Source organism: Cohnella laeviribosi DSM 21336 (assembly GCF_000378425.1).
GTDB classification, from domain to species: Bacteria; Bacillota; Bacilli; order Paenibacillales; family Paenibacillaceae; genus Cohnella; species Cohnella laeviribosi.
On record NZ_KB899845.1, the window covers coordinates 1 to 15402 of the forward strand.

Genomic DNA, 15402 nt, shown 5'->3' on the forward strand with positions numbered 1-15402 from the left:
GAAAACGAATTATGGTTCAAAGACTTGCAGCGTTACCGTGCAGCTGGAGAAGCGAAGATTAGTCTTCTCAAGCGGAAGTACGGTTTGAACCGCAGCAGGTATCGGGGCTTTGTCGGCTCAAAATGCTGGGTCGGCTTCGGGATTCTGACCCACAACCTGCAAAGAGCGGCAAAAATGCTCCAAAACTAACATGGAAACCGATCATTAGGGAAAGTTCCCCCTCACAACCCAGCCAGCAACCCGAAACTATTTTTGAAAATCGACTTTTTCAGGAGCAACTAACTAATCCTCGTGGAGCGGTCGAACTCTCCGCCTTATCTTATATTTTCTTCAACCACTTAAATGATCGGTACCGGCTAAATAAGATTGCGGCCCGGATATAGTTATCTAGCGCGATCGCGATCCACGCTCCGATTAATCCCCACCCCAGTGATATTCCAAGGACATAAACTCCTACAGTACGGACTCCCCAAATACCAAGCCAAGTGACATACATCGGAAATTTCGTATCCCCTCCCGCCTGTAAAATCGCAGTCAGAGCGGTCACCATTCCCGTAGCCGGTTGCGCAATCACATCGATCAACAACACCGTTATCATCAGATGAATGACGAACTGATCTGTGGTGAAGAAGTGAGTCGCCCAAAATGATGTACCCCAAACGAAAAGAAGTGTAATACTCATGACTGCAGAACTAATGATCATAGCCCATTTACTATACGATTTCACTTCATCGGTGCGCCCAGCACCTAAGCTTTGCCCGATTAACGTTGTCGTTGCCACCGCTAAACCGGTCCCTACAATGGTTGAAAACATCGTAAAATTACCGGTTAGGGTGTGAGCTGCATACTCTTTTGTACCCATCCGGATAATCATTCCGAAATAAATCAGTTGTCCTGTCCTCATGAACAAACGTTCCAATGCAGCAGGGACACCTAACAGGACCAACTTTTGGAATAACTCGCCATGAATCGTCGACCACTTGCGAATTGAACGAAACAGCAGGCCACTTTTATGTAAATGCCGGGACAGCAAAGACACCCCGATCAGTCTCGCCAGCACCGTCGCCGCAGCAGCCCCTTCAATTCCAAAGCCATGAAAGAAAACGCCAATAATCAGGATATAATCCAAAATGATATGCACGATATTCATCCAAAGGCCAATTCGCAAAGGGGTTTTCGTATCTCCTGAACCTCGTAATATCGCTCCAATCGTAAACAACAAAGAAATTACAACAGACGGAACCGCAACGATTTGAAAATATCGTACCCCGACTTGAAGAACTTCCTGATTGGCGCCCATTAATGACAGGATCGGCCTCGCGAAAAATAAAGAGACCGCACCGAGCAAAAGCCCCATGAGAACGGATAACAAAACAGATTGAGAAACTATATTTCTTACTTTTTCCTCATCATTCTCACCGATGGCTCTCGATACAAACACTGTCGTTGCTGTAGAAATTGACATAAACAGAGCAAAGTAAATTTGCAAGATCGCGTTAGTTACACCTACGGCAGCTACTTCGGTAAGACCTAGTTTGGAGATAAACAGACTGTCGACGAAGCCAGCCGTACTTTGCAAAAAGTTTTCCATAATCACGGGCCAGGCTAACGATAATAAACGAATCCACATCACACGATTCTTCAAATTGAATCCTCCGACACTTTCGTATGAAATCCTCAATAATCCATTCCCGGCAATTACCGAACCCATCGATAGCAAATGCTTCCGATCCAAAAGGCACAAAGAATCCAAATCACAATAAACAGCGCTCCGGCAATCCAATTCTTTGGTTTGCCTCTCTGCCTGATTTCCTCGGCTCTTATTCTGCAGTCATCGATGACAGAGCGAGGAATCATCTTCAAAGCGAGTGCAATGCCGAAAGGAACGATGATTAGATCGTCCAAATAACCTAATATCGGAATGAAATCCGGAATCAAATCTATTGGGCTAAAGGCATAAGCTACAACGCAAACGGTAAATAGCTTAGCGTACCATGGAACTCTCGGGTCCCTGTAAGCCAAATAGAGCACGTAAATTTCCTGTTTAAGTTTTCTGGAACGGTTTTTTACTTTGTCCAGTGCTTTCGTCTTTTGAACCATCCAATCAGTTTAGCTCCTTCTCCGATCCGGCTAGTTTATTCTGCATAATTTGATTATACTGCAAATTCATTGTGTAATGTTCGCGATGATCTCAATACCCAACCACGCGAACAACACGCCAAATACCACCGTGGATAGTACATAAGTTAATGCATGTCCAATCAGTTTTTTTTCGATCAGTTGAACAATTTCATATCCGAATGTAGAAAAGGTGGTATACGCTCCACATTATTAGTATTACACAATAGCTTCGCTTACCCTTTATCCATTTACGTATCAATTCCTCTCCGTGCAGATAGTTGCATTCTTCTTCCTACTTGTGGAAACTAGGCCAGTCGATCAACAGTATTCCGCTATGGTCTTCCCATAAATGAAACGTATTATGAAAGCGGTCGTTCGGCAGCATGCTTAGTTTAAAAAACAAGCAACAATTCGAGAAAACAATGCAATAAAGGATTTTCTTCAGTAATTGTTCAGTGCTAAAAACAAACTATGTCCAGATTGTGATCGCACTTACATCATACAAGAAATGGTGAAGGTTTTTCGTTCAATCAGCCAAATGATTTATTCAACAAGTCCCTTGTCATATGTATCCATTTCCTGCTCATTTCGTTACAAGCAACCGGCGATCATGACTGTCGGATGATCCGCAAGAGAGATTTCTTCCCCTGTGGAAAGAACACGGACAACCGGTCTTTGCATATGGCTGGTGATCTTGGTAACGATCGCCTCTTTCCCGTTAAGCAAGCGAATCTTCGTTCCCGGAGGATAGGAGGGATCCGCTCTCACAAATGCCTGCACCACATCGGCAGAATAGGCGATTCCGCTTGACGCCATAACCATTTCCATCGCCTCATGAGGGGGAACAGCCTCCATTTGATTCTCGTACATGTTGCATACGCCGCCTATTTGAACGAGAGCGGCCAGACTGTCGATGGACTTGCGCAAATCCGTCGGCCCGCAGGCGAGATAGACGCGCTGGATGCCGGCTGACGTCAGCATGACGCTTCACCCAGCGCATGTACGACTTCGCGAAGCAGGCGCGGGTCGAAACCCGGATGAAGTTCGATACGGGATTGTCCAACGCAAACAACCAGAGCGGACGAAACGGGAGCTTTGGGCTGGCTGTCGGCAACCGTAAGCGGCACCCAGCGGGTTGAGGAATCCGTTGAAGGGGAAGGTGTCATATTTTTCGCTTTGTAAAGCCAGTACTTCAGTTGGTCTTTCGTGCATTGATTGGCTGCGCACCAGGCAGACATGGTTAGGCCGCTGGCACGATAGTCTGCAATCCGTGCGGCCCAGATTTGACGTCGTTGTTCTCGGGGAGTCATGAGGCAACCTCCTGCTTGAGTAGATTGCCTTCATTTTCTCATAGATATTTTGAGGGTTGAAGGTGGGGAAGGTTTGACGCTTACTTTTCCATGGTTCAATTCAAATCCTGCAATAGCCTTTGAACAGCCCTGCTATCCTGCCGCTCTTCCTCTTCCTCTTCCCCATATTCCATCCAAGGGATTCCCCGGGAGTGTAAAAGGTCGATAAAATCGCTCAACGATTGATTGGCCAATTCCGCTGCTCTTTCAAGGGTAACCATTTTCCCGGTGAATAATCCAATAACCACGGATAATTTGATTTTTTCATCCAGAGAATTTCCGCTTCCGAGTTTTTCAACAAAGGGCTTGAGCGTATCCGGTAAGGAAACGGTAAAGTGCGGTTGTTCTTTTAACACGGACCCATCCCTCCATTTCAGCTACGTGCAACAAAAGCTCTTAAGATCCGGACATTTTGCATCTTAAGAGCTGTTTGTTGGTTGGACAAGAAAACGGCTAATAGCAATTCGTAGCAGTCAGAACCCCGTTGAATTCATTCGGGAGCATGTTCAGGCAAATCGATGCGGATGCGAAGTCAATAACCCGCAAGGTTCCTGCTGCCTGGGCAATGTTACGAAATTCATCCAAAGTATTGATAAAGGTTCATCCGGGTAATACAACCCGGCTTAAAGATTAACCAGGCATTGGCGGAATTTTATTGAATCATGGGCGCTTGCCGTGATTCCGGAGGCATTGCCCACCATAGACTATCAACGGATAGTAAACACCCAGCAAAATCAAGGAGGAGGAAAATCCCGAATGAACAGTTTCCATTATCCGGAAATGCCAATGTATTCCCATGACCATGCAACCTATTGCAGGCAAATGTACGAATGGCACACAAAAATGGCTCAGTATCATGAACAAAAGAAGGCGTACCATATGGAGCGGGCAAAACAATTCCAGCAATTAAGGCCTATAAATACAGCAACCAAAAAGAACCCGGAAGATATCGTGGCGTAAAAGTGATTTCTTGGAGCGACATCATCGATTGGATAAATATTCATCAGTAAATTGGGTTGCCCTTGAAAAGCATCATTGTGTGGTGTTTTAGCTATCTGTGGAATACCTTGCCTAACGGGAGGGGATGGGACGGAATCAAATCCTTGCCACCTGAACTTTTGACGAAAACAGCTTACTCATTCGTCTTTGGAGGAAAAGCGCGGCTTTCCGCACGGATGACGGAAAGCCGTCTTTTTCCATTTGAAAGCGGTAAGCCAACGACGGGCCCTTGCTTCGCATCTCCTAAAAAAGCTAGATAATGTCATTCCGAAAACCGCCAAGATAGCCTCGTATTCCGCCTAATTTGTCATGTAGGCCATGATTTTCATTCCCAACCACGCGAACATTACACCAAATATTACCGAAAACAACATGTACACGACTGCGTCTCCAAGCCGTTTTTGGTCGATCAATTGGACAATTTCATATCCGAACGTGGAAAAGGTTGTGTACGCACCGCAAAATCCGGGTCCCAGCAATAACCAAAGCCATGGCGCAACCAAGCCCTGGGTGTACAGAGAAAATAATATCCCCAGCAAAAGCGAGCCTGAAATATTGATGAAGCCTGTTCCCAAGGGATACCATTTGGTACCGCGGGCCACAATTCGCTTTCCCATATAAAACCGGACAATCACCCCTGCAATTCCACCGAGACCTGTGAAAAGCACCATCAAGTATTATGCCCCCTTGCTTCTTGACCCTCTGATTTGGAATTCGGCTATCGATTGTCCAACCCCAACCAATACGATACCTCCCAAAACGCTTGACACTACATAAACGAAAGCCGCAATAAAATGATGATTTTCTAACATTTGAGCAGTTTCCAATGAAAAAGTCGAAAAAGTGGTAAATGAGCCCGTCAATCCCATTCCGATGCCAAGACGAATTTCCAACGGCCATTTCCAACGAAATAACGTAATGGTAAAAAACCACCCGAGAAACAAGCAACCGGTCAAGTTAATGATCATCGTTCCCAAAGGGAATCTATCCGACAATACAGGGATCCATTCCCCCAGCGCAAATCGAAACAGGGCACCCAGAAAAGCGCCGACAGCCAGAGCCAATCCTTTCATACCCTCACCCTGATATTTCAGCATAAAAAAGAATAGACTCCCCCCATCGCAACACGGGTAGGAGTCATCAGCCTTCCGGCAGTTATGGCGAACTCCATCGCCTATTTCATCACCTGTATTCTAAACCAGCCGAAGTCCCCTGTCAATCACATGCACAACCTGCACAACCTGCTGCCTCGTCGTCCAACGTCAGTGCCGGGCCAAGGCTTCGTGGCGTCCATCTTTCCCAAATTCCGCTCACCGGGTCGACGGACACAAGGCGCAACCATCCGTTGCTCACTTTTCTGCGGAATTCGGGATTCCCTTCGAGCAGCTTCACCATATACGGCCGCGGGGCTTCGATGACCACGAGCAAGCGAAGCGGGGAATGAAACCATTCCCTGTCGCTTGCCATGACCGACTGCCACGGCAACCCCGCAAACAAATCGCTTCCGTTGCCCTGCATCACGCCGATCCCCGCCGTGACGGTCTGGGTGGCCTTGTTGCCGCTCCCATAGATATGGGGGGCGACCGTCGAAGCGTAATATTGCAGGTTAATCCACTGGGCGACGGTCACCGGACCGGCTGCAATATTCATCAGCAAATTTCCGTCCGGATCTTCCCGCCAGTCGTAACTGTGCAAAAATATCCTTCCTTCCTGATTGCACGATTCGGTCAAGTGTCGCCTGCCGATGACAAACGCGTAATTCCCCGCCAGCCCCCATTCCGGACGAACTTCACTCCAGTCTGCCGCACGCCGGTGCGCCTCGGCAACCGGATCGCGTCCAGCGGCGCCCGCACCCGGCAATTTGGCCAGTTGCTCCAGATTGACCTTGCGGGTTACCGCCCGGAGCCTGTCCTGAAGCAGGGCAAAAGCGTCCCGAGCCGCCGGGGAAAGTTCCGGCACATGCAGCCAGCGCAACTCATGGACAGTGGTGCTATGTTCCGCGGCGATAAAAACCGTCTCTTCCGGGATGACGATGCCTTGCCCGGCCAGAGCCCTCCGCACCTCTTCCCGGTTGCAGAGTTCCGCGAATACCCGGGCGTTCAACCCTCCGGCGGCTCCGCCGCAAGCGCCGCAATCCAGAGCCGATGCGTAAGGGTTGTTCGCCGTCTCGCTTTTGTGGCCGCAAACGACCACAAGAGGCGAAAATGCGGACGTCAGGCCGATGCTTCTCAACAAGCTGCCCACATAGTTCACTTTCTCTTCCAGGGAAAATCCTGTCGGCAAACCGGAGTCCCCGCAAGTACTCTCGAGATCCAGGGTCAGATGCGTCTTCATTTTACCGGCAGACCGTTTCCGCCAACGATGGATGGAACCGATGACGCGTTCAGGAGCCGCATTCCGCGCAAGCATGTACAATCCCAGCCACGGTCCGCTCATTTCCGGCAACAACAGGCTGGTGACAAGCCCCTGTTTCATCTTTTTAAATACGCGGGCGACGGAAAGTTTCGCGGATTCCGCCCAAAGATACGTTTGGCTGCCGGCGGATGGAAGCTGTTCCCGTACCTCATGGCGGGGTTCGACAATGGCCGGACAGGCCGCATGGACGTGCCCGTCCGGCAGGCGCGTCCGGATGGGAAGGCCGAAAAATCCCGCACAGCCGAATGTTTCAAACGGCCCTTCCCGTTCGAGATGCCGGCGGAAAGGTTCGGAACGGACGTCGATGCAGAAGAGCAGCTGCGCGGCCGCCCGTCGGGCGTGGCCGTTTGTTTGCGTTGCCGATATCGTTTCCCGCAACTTCTCCTCTTGTGTATCCTCCCAGGCTTCCAGCCACAGTCTGGGACGAACCATCCAGGCGAAACGGCGGGCGAAATCCAGCCGGATAAACCGCTCTTCAGGCGACATCCCGAACCATTGTTCGCACGTCCATCCTCCCCAATGCAACCATGCACCAATCCAGGGTAAGAGTTCCGCGTCATGGTCGGCATCACAGGTCTCCTGAAGGGGAAGACGGGGGGCGACCAGCGCCCATTCCGTCGACAGACGAATCGCCAAATATTCCGTCAGCAAGCGGTATTCCTGTCCGGATTTTTGCGAGCGCCACAGCAACATCCCCGCCCAGCCCGGCAGCGCGATCAGGTGTTCTTCCAGATAACGCTCCATGTCCGGCCGCGGAACATTCAGGTTAAACAGCGCCTGCTTCAACGCGTCTTCCGCGTTTGCCGGCGTTTGTTTGATCCGCCCGCGCTCCGCCCGGCTCAGGGACGGATCGTGGCACGCCAGTTTCCGCCAGGCGCAGTAGAATCCCGATTCCCGAAACGGCATCCCCCACGCGGCTTGCCCTTCGTCCAGAAACAGCTTGCACCATTTGATCATATGGCGGTCCAGCGCCCGCGCAAAGCGGGGTTCTCCTTGCGCTTCCAATATCGCGCTTTTGGTTCGGACACAACGGACGGGAAGGCGATCCGGCAGCGTTTTGGCGTGTTTCATCCGGACGGCCAGACGTTTCATCTCCAACGAATTCATGACCTCGCGGGGAACGTTTTCGTGCCACAGCAGTCCGCGGCACAGCCGTTCCGCTTCTTTGCGGGGAATGGAATGCGCCTCCTCATTCAGCCACTTCCCGAAACGTTCCTCGAGCTTACGTGGACTTAACTCCCCTTTTCGCAGCGCTTCATGAAACATCGCCATCGGGGGAAACAGGTCCAAACCCCGGGAATCCCGAAATCGTTCCGCCACTTCCTCAAACGTCAGATGCTCCAGTCCCGCCCAGGGATGAACAGCGACAAACGTGCGAAGCGGCCACAGCGGAGCGATGACCCGGCTCGCCCTTCCCACCATCTCATCCACCGGCAGGTTGCCGGAAACATCTTGATCGTTTTTTTCATTATTTTCCACACGGTTTTCCACATGATCCACAGCCCGTTCGGACAACATCGCGGAGCGATTCATTTTAACTCCCCTCCCCTACGCATGTACGCCCTGAGATAGCGTGGATGGCTTTCCACCGCCTCATCGCGCGCTTCGCCAAGATGAACCAGCCATAGATACAACTTCGCCCGTATTTCCGTTGTGCGGCGTGCGGTCAATCCCAATCCCGCCAGCCCTCCGCAGGCGATCAGGAGGACGACGGCGGTCTCAGTTCTTCCGGTTGAAATGGCTGCAGGCAGCGCATCGCCCAGCATGGAAGCCAGTGCGTCGTGGAACGCCATCGCGGACAACCCGAGACTGGACAGGACGATCATGGAAATCCAGCGTCCTTTCTGTAACACGGCTGTCTGCCACCAGGCCAGAGAAATCGACCAACCCAACAACAGCGCCCGCAACAGTCGAAGCGGCTCGTGGGGTTCTGCCAACCAAAATCCGGTTCCCAGCACGATTCCGCCCAGCACGCTGTAAAGCAGCCATCTTTTCGAAGGCGGATCGGGCGCCAAAAGCGCGGGTCTCGGCCTCGGCACAACGGATCCGGAACGCAAAAACAAGGCCGCCTTGAACCATCCGTGAAAAATCAAATGCAAAACCGCCAGCACATAGGCACCCAGGGCACATTGGAGAAACATCATCCCCATTTGCGCCAACGTGGAAGCCACCAATTGCCGTTTATAGTCCGGTTGCACCAGAAGAATGCCGGTTCCGACAAATATCGACACCACAGCCGGGACCACAAGCAGCCATTGGGGCAAACCGCCATCCAGCAGCGGTGAAAATCGGGCCAGCAGCATTCCGCCCGCATTGACGAGCCCCGCATGCATCGCGGCCGAAACCGGCGTCGGGATGACCGCCGATTCCAGCAACCACCGCTGGAACGGCCATTGACCCGCCGGAATAATCGCGGCAAACACAACCAACATGCCGATTCCTGCTGCGTTTTCCCATCCCAGCCGCAATATCGATTCCTCTGACAGCGCCAGCGTGATCCGCCAATGTCCGGTCACCTGCCACAGCCACACGGCGGCAAGCGACAGGGAAAGCCAGTTGGCGGCAAACATTCGGGTCATAAGCCGGGCAACATGGCGGGCAGGCGTCCATTCCTTGTTCAATAAAACCAACCCGACCAGACCTGACAAAGGTAGTCCCCACAACAGCGCGAGCAAGCGCAAATCGCCGCTGAACCAGATGAGGGATGCCGATCCGGTCGTGAACGTCAACAGGGAAAAGTAAGCGCGATAAGAACGGTCACCGTGCATGAACCGGATACAAAACCGTTGGATCGTCCAGCCAAGCAATCCTACGTAAGACGCCATCAGCCATGCTGTCCGATCCAGGTGCCATAGTCCCGTCTCCCGAACCTGATCGGCGCCGATCAGTCCCGCAAAGGACACCACGACCGGTATGGCCAGCAAAAAGACGTGCAGGCGAACGTATCGGTCGGAGACGCGGGATATATACAGGCAACATGCGCTGATCCATGCGATCATCCATCCGGCAATGAAGGCAATAAACATCGCTACATTCAAGACCTTTTCCTCCTAACAAAAGACCGACCATACCATCCTGGCGGAACACCCCGATTGAAATCGGAGTTTGATCCAGATGGTATGGTCGGTCTATTTCCAACAAATCCGATGCGGACTTTTTGAAAATCCACCTTGTTTTACATACGATACGGGCTTACCTTGAACCATCCTGTTTCCGTGGGATGTTCGGCAGGCCGGCCCGGTCAGTTGAAACTGTTGTATTCGATTTCTAAATTATAGCGAAGTCCGCTTTTCATTGCAAACAATTTTCAAGTTTTTTGTCAAAGCAAATGCCGCTCATCCGAAGATGAACGGCATTCATGAGAGTCCCTTGCAGAATTGTCAGTGCTGTTCCTCGTTTTTGGCGGCCGGCTTGTTCGCGGGCGAGAACCAGCCCAGCAGCGCGATCGCGACCAGCACGCCGTAGAAGACGATAGTCCAGGCCGTGCTGTGGGGGAAATCGTGGTCCAGCACGCCGATGTCGTGATGGGCCAGGGTGATGACCGCTAGCTTGACACCGACCCATGCCACGATGGCATACGCTGTCGTCTCCAGCGCCGGACGTTTGGCCAGCAGTTTGATGAACCAGCCTGCGGCGTATTTGAGCAGCACCAGACCGGCGATGCCGCCCAGCACCACGACGGCGAACTTGCCGCCGTCCATTCCGCCGAAGTCGCCAAGCGGCGAATCCGGCAAGCCGAGCGCGAGCGCCACCGCAGCGAGGATGGAATCGATGGCGAATGCCAGGTCGGCCAGCGCGATCTTACCGACCGTGCCCCAGAAGCCCCTCGCCGAACCGGACTGTTTCTCTTCCTTATGCGCATCCTTCTTCCCGAAGCGGGCCTGGATGACATGCTTGAGTCCCAGATACAGCAGATATGCGGCGCCGATCGCCTGCACCTGCCATACATTGGCGATGAACGAGATTGCGAACAGGGCGGCGAACCGGAAAGCGAAGGCCATGATGATGCCATAATTGATCGCCTTGGATCTCTGGTTCTCCGGCAAATGCTTCGCGATGACGGCAAGCACGAGCGCGTTGTCAGCCGACAGCAGTCCTTCCAGTCCGATCAGAATCAAGAGCGCCCACGCGTACTCCAACCAAATGTCCAACTAACTTTCCTCCTTTGATTGTCGGCTCCGTAAGGTTTCCCCGCGCGGCGGCCGGCATGCGGAATTCCTGCCGCCGGTCTACGGTAAAACTGACATTCTTTAATACGATTTCCTGCCGCATGCGTTTCTTGCATTTTACACGGCATCATGCCGCCGCCGCAACAGCAGGTTCAGCCGCTCCGTGGCGAGCAGCATCGCGGCTTCCATCAGGACGATGTACAGCGGGAAAATGCCGATCGTCCAGTATCCGGCTGGCATCCCGAGCAGAGGAGGCAGGATGGCCGCCCCCGTATAGGCTGTCGCAATCTGATACCCCATAATCCTCCCGGCGTGGGCTTCGCCGAACCGGGCGGGCGTTTCGTGCAGCATGCTTGGAAAGATCGGCGCCAGTCCCAATCCGGTAATCAGAAACCCGGCCAGTGAAAAGCCGGCGGGAAGCGGCGGCAGCAGAAGCAGCGCGCCGGCCAGGGTCGTGATCTGCCCCGCCCGGATCAGCGTCGGACTACTGAAATTGAGCGAGACGAATCCGTTGATGAACCTGCCGATCGTAATGCCCGCAAAGTAGATCGAGATCCACAACGCCGCATCGTCGGCCGGGATCCCTTTGACATTGACCAGATAACTGCTGTCCCACAAGCCGGCCGTCGACTCCACGCCGCAGTAGAACAGGAACGTCCCCAGCGCGTACTTGACGCCGGCCGAATTTTTCGGCTTGCGTCCTTCGTCCGGCCCGCGCGCGGGCGCATCCGCCTGCGGGGCTTGTCCGCCACCGGCCCGCTTCTTCTCCATATGTTTCCACAGGGGCAGCGATGCAAAAAGCACCGCTACAAGCGCCGACTGGATGAGGCCGATCACCGTGTATCCGTCTCTCCAGTCGCCTTCGGACAGGTAAACGGACAGAATCATCGGGCTGATCGTTACGCTGACGCCCCAGAAACAGTGCAGCCAGCTCATGTGGCGGGCTTCGTAATTCCCCGCAATGTAGTGGTTTAGCTCGGACTCGACGGCGCCGCCGCCGAGTCCGAGCAGTATGGCGAAGACCATGAGGCACGCGATGGAAGGCGCGATCGAAAAGCCGAGCAGCGCGCCGGCCGTCATGGCAACGCTGATCAGCGTGGTGCGCGCCGTGCCGATGCGCCAGACGATGCGGCTCGTGGCAAGGGCGGACACGATCGTGCCGATCGTGACCGTAAACGACAGCACCACCGCCATGCCGATAGGCGCCCCCAGATCCTGCCGCAATAAGGTCGCCATTCGGTTGCTCTAGTTGTCCGTGATGCAAGTGCGTCCTTCCGAATGCATTTTGACAGAAGGAGATGCGCTTGTTCAAATGGAATTATTATAGCATGCAATGGCTGGCGGTGAACACGGGTTTTGCATGATCAATTTTCAAGTTTTTTCGCTTTTTTACAGGCTTTTATTCATACATCCTGGTTCATTTTTGTTTTACCGCCTGTATCCTTCAAGAACCACTTGAGCAGGGGAGGCACTACGACGGTTGTAATGACAATGACCAAAATGATCATCGTGTACAACTCTGACGGAAGCAAGCTGGAATTCAGGCCCAGCGCCGCAATAATCAGAGCGACTTCACCGCGCGAAACCATTCCCGAGCCGATGATGAAGGAGGATCTTGTATCAAACCCAGTTATTCTGGCTCCCAATCCCGAGCCGATCAGTTTGGATGCAATAGCCAAAACGGACAATATGAAAAGGGGTAGCAGTTGTTCAGACAATCCGTCGAACGAAACGGTCAGACCGATGCTGGCAAGAAAGACCGGAACAAAGAACGAATAGGCGACGGCTTCCAATTTTTTCTCAATCTGATGTTTGAATTCGGTTCTGGAAATCGCCAGTCCGGCAGCAAAAGCGCCGATAATGCCGGCAACTCCAAAGTATTCCTCAGCCAATGAGAATATCAGACACAAAAAAATGCTAATGCCCAGGACCGGTTCGGTTCGCTTTAAATGGGCGAACTTCCGCAAGGCAAAGGGAATGCCTTTCCAGACCATGATTACCGCGAGAAATATAAAGATCACCTTCTTGCCGATCACCCACGCCAGGCTGATTTCACTGGCCGTAAGCAACCCGAGAACAATTGTAAGACCGAACACAACCAGAATATCGTCAACAATCGCCGCCCCCAATACGGTCGTGCTTTCCCGGCTGTTCAATTTCCCCAGTTCCCGGAACGTTTGCACTGAAATGCTCACGGACGTTGCCGAAAGCAGCAATCCGAGAAACAGCGCATGTCCCTGTTCCATCCCGAGCCATAACCCGACGGTATATCCCCCCGCAAGCGGAAACAGCATACCTCCCACCGCTACAGCAATGGAAGTATTGCGGTTTTCGTTCAATGCTCTCAGGTCAGTTTCCAGACCAGCCAAAAACATCAAGAGAAGAACGCCGATCTGGGCAAAAACCTCCAAAATAACGGAAGGCTCTACCCAGCTCGCCACGGCAGGACCAATCAACACGCCTGCCAAAAGTTGCCCCAATACTGAAGGTTGCCCCAACCGTGCGGCAAGATCTCCTGCAAGTTTGGTGGCTATAAGAATAATGGTTAACTGCAACAAGAATTCCACGACATGATTCATGTTATCGCTCCTTTTGTATTTCTGCCCAATATCTTGTCTCAGCCCGGTGAGACTATGCAAAGTAACGGCCTTCGTGAATCTGATACCTGTTCTGAACGATTCGTCACATTTTCGCAGTCCCCCATTTTGGCCGAAATGAAGAAAAAAATAAGAGAAGCCCGTCTATGACAGGCTCCTCCACATGAAACGGTATGAATATTTCAATACACGAGAAGATTATAGGTTACCTTCCGTTTACAGTCAAGAAAAATGAGAAATCCATTTGCAATCCTCACATCCAGTTTTCCACATTTATGCTCCCATGTCGCGAAACCGCTTGATTCGCTCTTCAATCTCATCCCGCACGCGGCGGAACACTACCAGTCTTTCTTCTTCCGTCCCCGTTGCCTTGGCGGGATCGTCAAATCCCCAATGCCAGCGGGTCACGTGCGGGGGTGTCATCGGGCATCGGTCGTTGGCATCGCCACAAAGCGTAATCACATAATCCGCTTTGTTTAAAAGCTCGGGATCGATCACATCGGACGTCTGATTGGAGATGTCAATTCCCACCTCCCGCATGACCTTTACGGCATACGGATTGAGACCGTGAGCCTCGATTCCCGCACTGTACACGTCAAATCGGTCGCCTAGATATTTTTTCCCGAATCCTTCCGCCATTTGACTGCGGCAGGAATTGCCTGTGCAAAGAAAATAGAGGATCGGTTTCTCCGTCACTTTGTCAGCCTCCTTGGGTGGAAAAAAATTTGCGATGGAAATAGAGCGACAGCTTCACCAGAGCCAGCATTACGGGCACTTCCACCAGCGGGCCGATGACCGCCACGAACGCCGCTCCCGAATGAATGCCGAACACGCCGACCGCCACCGCAATCGCCAGTTCAAAATTGTTGCTCGCGGCGGTAAAGGAAAGCGTCGTACAGACGGGGTAGCCAGCTCCCGCTTTTTTGCTGAGCCAAAACGACACCACAAACATGACGACAAAGTAGATGAGAAGCGGGATCGCGACCCTGAGCACATCCATAGGCAGTTCAAGGATGACCTCCCCCTTGAGGGAGAACATGACCACGATGGTGAACAGCAGGGCGACCAAGGTCAGCGGGCTGATCTTCGGAATGAACACCCGATCGTACCACACTTTCCCCTTTGCTTTCACCAACACATACCGGGTGATCATCCCCGCAAGGAAGGGAATGCCCAGGTAGATAAACACGCTTTTGGCGACCTCGGCCATCGTGATCTCGATGACCATGCTTTCCAATCCGAGCCACTGCGGCACAATTGTGACGAACACGAACGCGTAGAACGAATAAAACAACACCTGAAAGATGGAATTGAACGCCACCAAGCCCGCCGCGTACTCCGTGTCCCCTTTGGAAAGATCGTTCCAGACGACGACCATGGCGATGCAGCGGGCAAGACCGATCAGAATCAGGCCGACCATGTACTCGGGATTGCCCCGCAGGAAAAGGATCGCCAGCACGAACATGAGGATCGGCCCGATCACCCAGTTTTGCACGAGAGACAAGCCCAGCACTTTCACGTTGCGGAACACCTGACCCAGTTCCTCGTATTTCACTTTCGCCAGCGGCGGGTACATCATGAGGATCAGCCCAACGGCGATGGGAATGGAGGTGGTGCCGACCTGCAACGCATTCAAGTTGTCCACCATGTCGGGAAACCAGTAACCGCAACCGACGCCAACGGCCATGGCCAGAAAAATCCACACCGTCAAATAACGATCCAGAAACGAAAGCCTTTTGATGTTTTGACTAC

General features: G+C 52.5%; 16 protein-coding genes, 2 pseudogenes and 1 riboswitch. Of the genes and pseudogenes, 3 read left to right on the top strand and 15 right to left on the bottom strand.

The window, feature by feature from the left end; genetic code table 11:
- The coding region (locus F560_RS0118185; RefSeq protein ID WP_019007196.1) for a transposase at positions 1 to 189 on the top strand (189 nt) is incomplete at its 5' end.
- Between the two features lie 130 nt (positions 190 to 319).
- Here F560_RS0118185 and F560_RS0118190 read toward each other — a convergent pair.
- From F560_RS0118190 to F560_RS0118205, 6 genes and pseudogenes are all read right to left on the bottom strand, one after another.
- The gene (locus tag F560_RS0118190) at positions 320 to 1645 is read right to left on the bottom strand and encodes an MATE family efflux transporter (protein WP_019007197.1); all 1326 of its coding nucleotides are present in this window, start codon (positions 1643 to 1645) and stop codon (positions 320 to 322) included.
- A gap of 53 nt (positions 1646 to 1698) precedes the next feature.
- Positions 1699 to 2100 carry a YkvA family protein gene (locus F560_RS0118195; RefSeq protein WP_019007198.1) on the bottom strand — a complete coding sequence of 134 codons (402 nt, stop codon included), beginning with the start codon at positions 2098 to 2100 and terminating at the stop codon, positions 1699 to 1701.
- Positions 2101 to 2166: 66 nt separating this feature from the next.
- Positions 2167 to 2316 (bottom strand): annotated as a pseudogene (locus F560_RS25185) (fluoride efflux transporter FluC); the annotation flags it as partial.
- A gap of 396 nt (positions 2317 to 2712) precedes the next feature.
- Entirely contained in the window at positions 2713 to 3102 is a 390-nt protein-coding gene (locus tag F560_RS0118200; RefSeq protein ID WP_019007199.1) for a hypothetical protein, read from the bottom strand.
- Positions 3096 to 3431, bottom strand: a complete 336-nt coding sequence (tnpA, locus tag F560_RS25190) for an IS66 family insertion sequence element accessory protein TnpA (RefSeq protein ID WP_083932131.1) — start codon at positions 3429 to 3431, stop codon at positions 3096 to 3098. Before tnpA ends, F560_RS0118200 begins: the two co-directional genes overlap by 7 nt.
- A 95-nt stretch (positions 3432 to 3526) precedes the next feature.
- Positions 3527 to 3826: a UPF0175 family protein gene (locus F560_RS0118205; RefSeq protein ID WP_019007200.1), complete on the bottom strand. Its 300-nt coding sequence runs from the start codon at positions 3824 to 3826 to the stop codon at positions 3527 to 3529.
- A gap of 82 nt (positions 3827 to 3908) precedes the next feature.
- On the opposite strand from F560_RS0118205, the pseudogene F560_RS26640 reads away from it, so the two are divergent.
- Positions 3909 to 4082, top strand: a pseudogene (locus F560_RS26640) (putative iron-sulfur cluster-binding metallochaperone); the annotation flags it as partial.
- A gap of 144 nt (positions 4083 to 4226) precedes the next feature.
- Positions 4227 to 4430: a hypothetical protein gene (locus F560_RS0118210; RefSeq protein WP_019007201.1), complete on the top strand. Its 204-nt coding sequence runs from the start codon at positions 4227 to 4229 to the stop codon at positions 4428 to 4430.
- A 338-nt stretch (positions 4431 to 4768) separates the two neighbouring features.
- Here F560_RS0118210 and crcB (F560_RS0118215) read toward each other — a convergent pair whose 3' ends face one another.
- From crcB (F560_RS0118215) to arsB, 9 genes are all read right to left on the bottom strand, one after another.
- Complete coding sequence (gene crcB, locus F560_RS0118215) at positions 4769 to 5140, bottom strand: fluoride efflux transporter CrcB (RefSeq protein WP_019007202.1); 372 nt, start codon at positions 5138 to 5140, stop codon at positions 4769 to 4771.
- 6 nt (positions 5141 to 5146) lie between these two features.
- The gene (gene crcB / locus F560_RS0118220; protein WP_019007203.1) at positions 5147 to 5566 is read right to left on the bottom strand and encodes a fluoride efflux transporter CrcB; all 420 of its coding nucleotides are present in this window, start codon (positions 5564 to 5566) and stop codon (positions 5147 to 5149) included.
- Between the two features lie 27 nt (positions 5567 to 5593).
- A riboswitch (Fluoride riboswitch) is annotated at positions 5594 to 5653 on the bottom strand.
- A 31-nt stretch (positions 5654 to 5684) separates the two neighbouring features.
- The gene (locus F560_RS0118225; protein ID WP_019007204.1) at positions 5685 to 8417 is read right to left on the bottom strand and encodes a DUF2309 domain-containing protein; all 2733 of its coding nucleotides are present in this window, start codon (positions 8415 to 8417) and stop codon (positions 5685 to 5687) included.
- Complete coding sequence (locus tag F560_RS0118230; protein WP_019007205.1) at positions 8414 to 9922, bottom strand: NADH dehydrogenase subunit 5; 1509 nt, start codon at positions 9920 to 9922, stop codon at positions 8414 to 8416. The genes F560_RS0118225 and F560_RS0118230 overlap by 4 nt, the downstream gene beginning before the upstream one ends.
- Positions 9923 to 10264: 342 nt before the next feature.
- Positions 10265 to 11035 carry a TerC family protein gene (locus F560_RS0118235; protein ID WP_015256238.1) on the bottom strand — a complete coding sequence of 257 codons (771 nt, stop codon included), beginning with the start codon at positions 11033 to 11035 and terminating at the stop codon, positions 10265 to 10267.
- Between the two features lie 135 nt (positions 11036 to 11170).
- Complete coding sequence (locus F560_RS23605) at positions 11171 to 12289, bottom strand: MFS transporter (RefSeq protein WP_083932132.1); 1119 nt, start codon at positions 12287 to 12289, stop codon at positions 11171 to 11173.
- A gap of 167 nt (positions 12290 to 12456) precedes the next feature.
- On the bottom strand, positions 12457 to 13632 hold the full coding sequence (locus F560_RS0118245; protein ID WP_019007207.1) for a cation:proton antiporter: 1176 nt from the start codon (positions 13630 to 13632) through the stop codon (positions 12457 to 12459).
- A 291-nt stretch (positions 13633 to 13923) separates the two neighbouring features.
- On the bottom strand, positions 13924 to 14346 hold the full coding sequence (arsC, locus tag F560_RS0118250) for an arsenate reductase (thioredoxin) (RefSeq protein WP_015256235.1): 423 nt from the start codon (positions 14344 to 14346) through the stop codon (positions 13924 to 13926).
- 4 nt (positions 14347 to 14350) lie between these two features.
- Positions 14351 to 15391, bottom strand: a complete 1041-nt coding sequence (gene arsB, locus F560_RS0118255) for an ACR3 family arsenite efflux transporter (RefSeq protein WP_211214130.1) — start codon at positions 15389 to 15391, stop codon at positions 14351 to 14353.
- Between the last annotated feature and the right edge of the window lie 11 nt (positions 15392 to 15402).

What these genes read in the sequence shown, in the direction of transcription:
- F560_RS23605 (WP_083932132.1), bottom strand. Translation starts at nt 12,289, where the DNA reads ATGGCGACCTTATTGCGGCAGGATCTGGGGGCGCCTATCGGCATGGCG.
- crcB (WP_019007202.1), bottom strand. Translation starts at nt 5,140, where the DNA reads ATGGTGCTTTTCACAGGTCTCGGTGGAATTGCAGGGGTGATTGTCCGG.
- F560_RS0118210 (WP_019007201.1), top strand. Translation starts at nt 4,227, where the DNA reads ATGAACAGTTTCCATTATCCGGAAATGCCAATGTATTCCCATGACCAT.
- F560_RS0118195 (WP_019007198.1), bottom strand. Translation starts at nt 2,100, where the DNA reads ATGGTTCAAAAGACGAAAGCACTGGACAAAGTAAAAAACCGTTCCAGA.
- crcB (WP_019007203.1), bottom strand. Translation starts at nt 5,566, where the DNA reads ATGCTGAAATATCAGGGTGAGGGTATGAAAGGATTGGCTCTGGCTGTC.
- tnpA (WP_083932131.1), bottom strand. Translation starts at nt 3,431, where the DNA reads ATGACTCCCCGAGAACAACGACGTCAAATCTGGGCCGCACGGATTGCA.
- F560_RS0118245 (WP_019007207.1), bottom strand. Translation starts at nt 13,632, where the DNA reads ATGAATCATGTCGTGGAATTCTTGTTGCAGTTAACCATTATTCTTATA.
- F560_RS0118200 (WP_019007199.1), bottom strand. Translation starts at nt 3,102, where the DNA reads ATGCTGACGTCAGCCGGCATCCAGCGCGTCTATCTCGCCTGCGGGCCG.
- F560_RS0118225 (WP_019007204.1), bottom strand. Translation starts at nt 8,417, where the DNA reads ATGAATCGCTCCGCGATGTTGTCCGAACGGGCTGTGGATCATGTGGAA.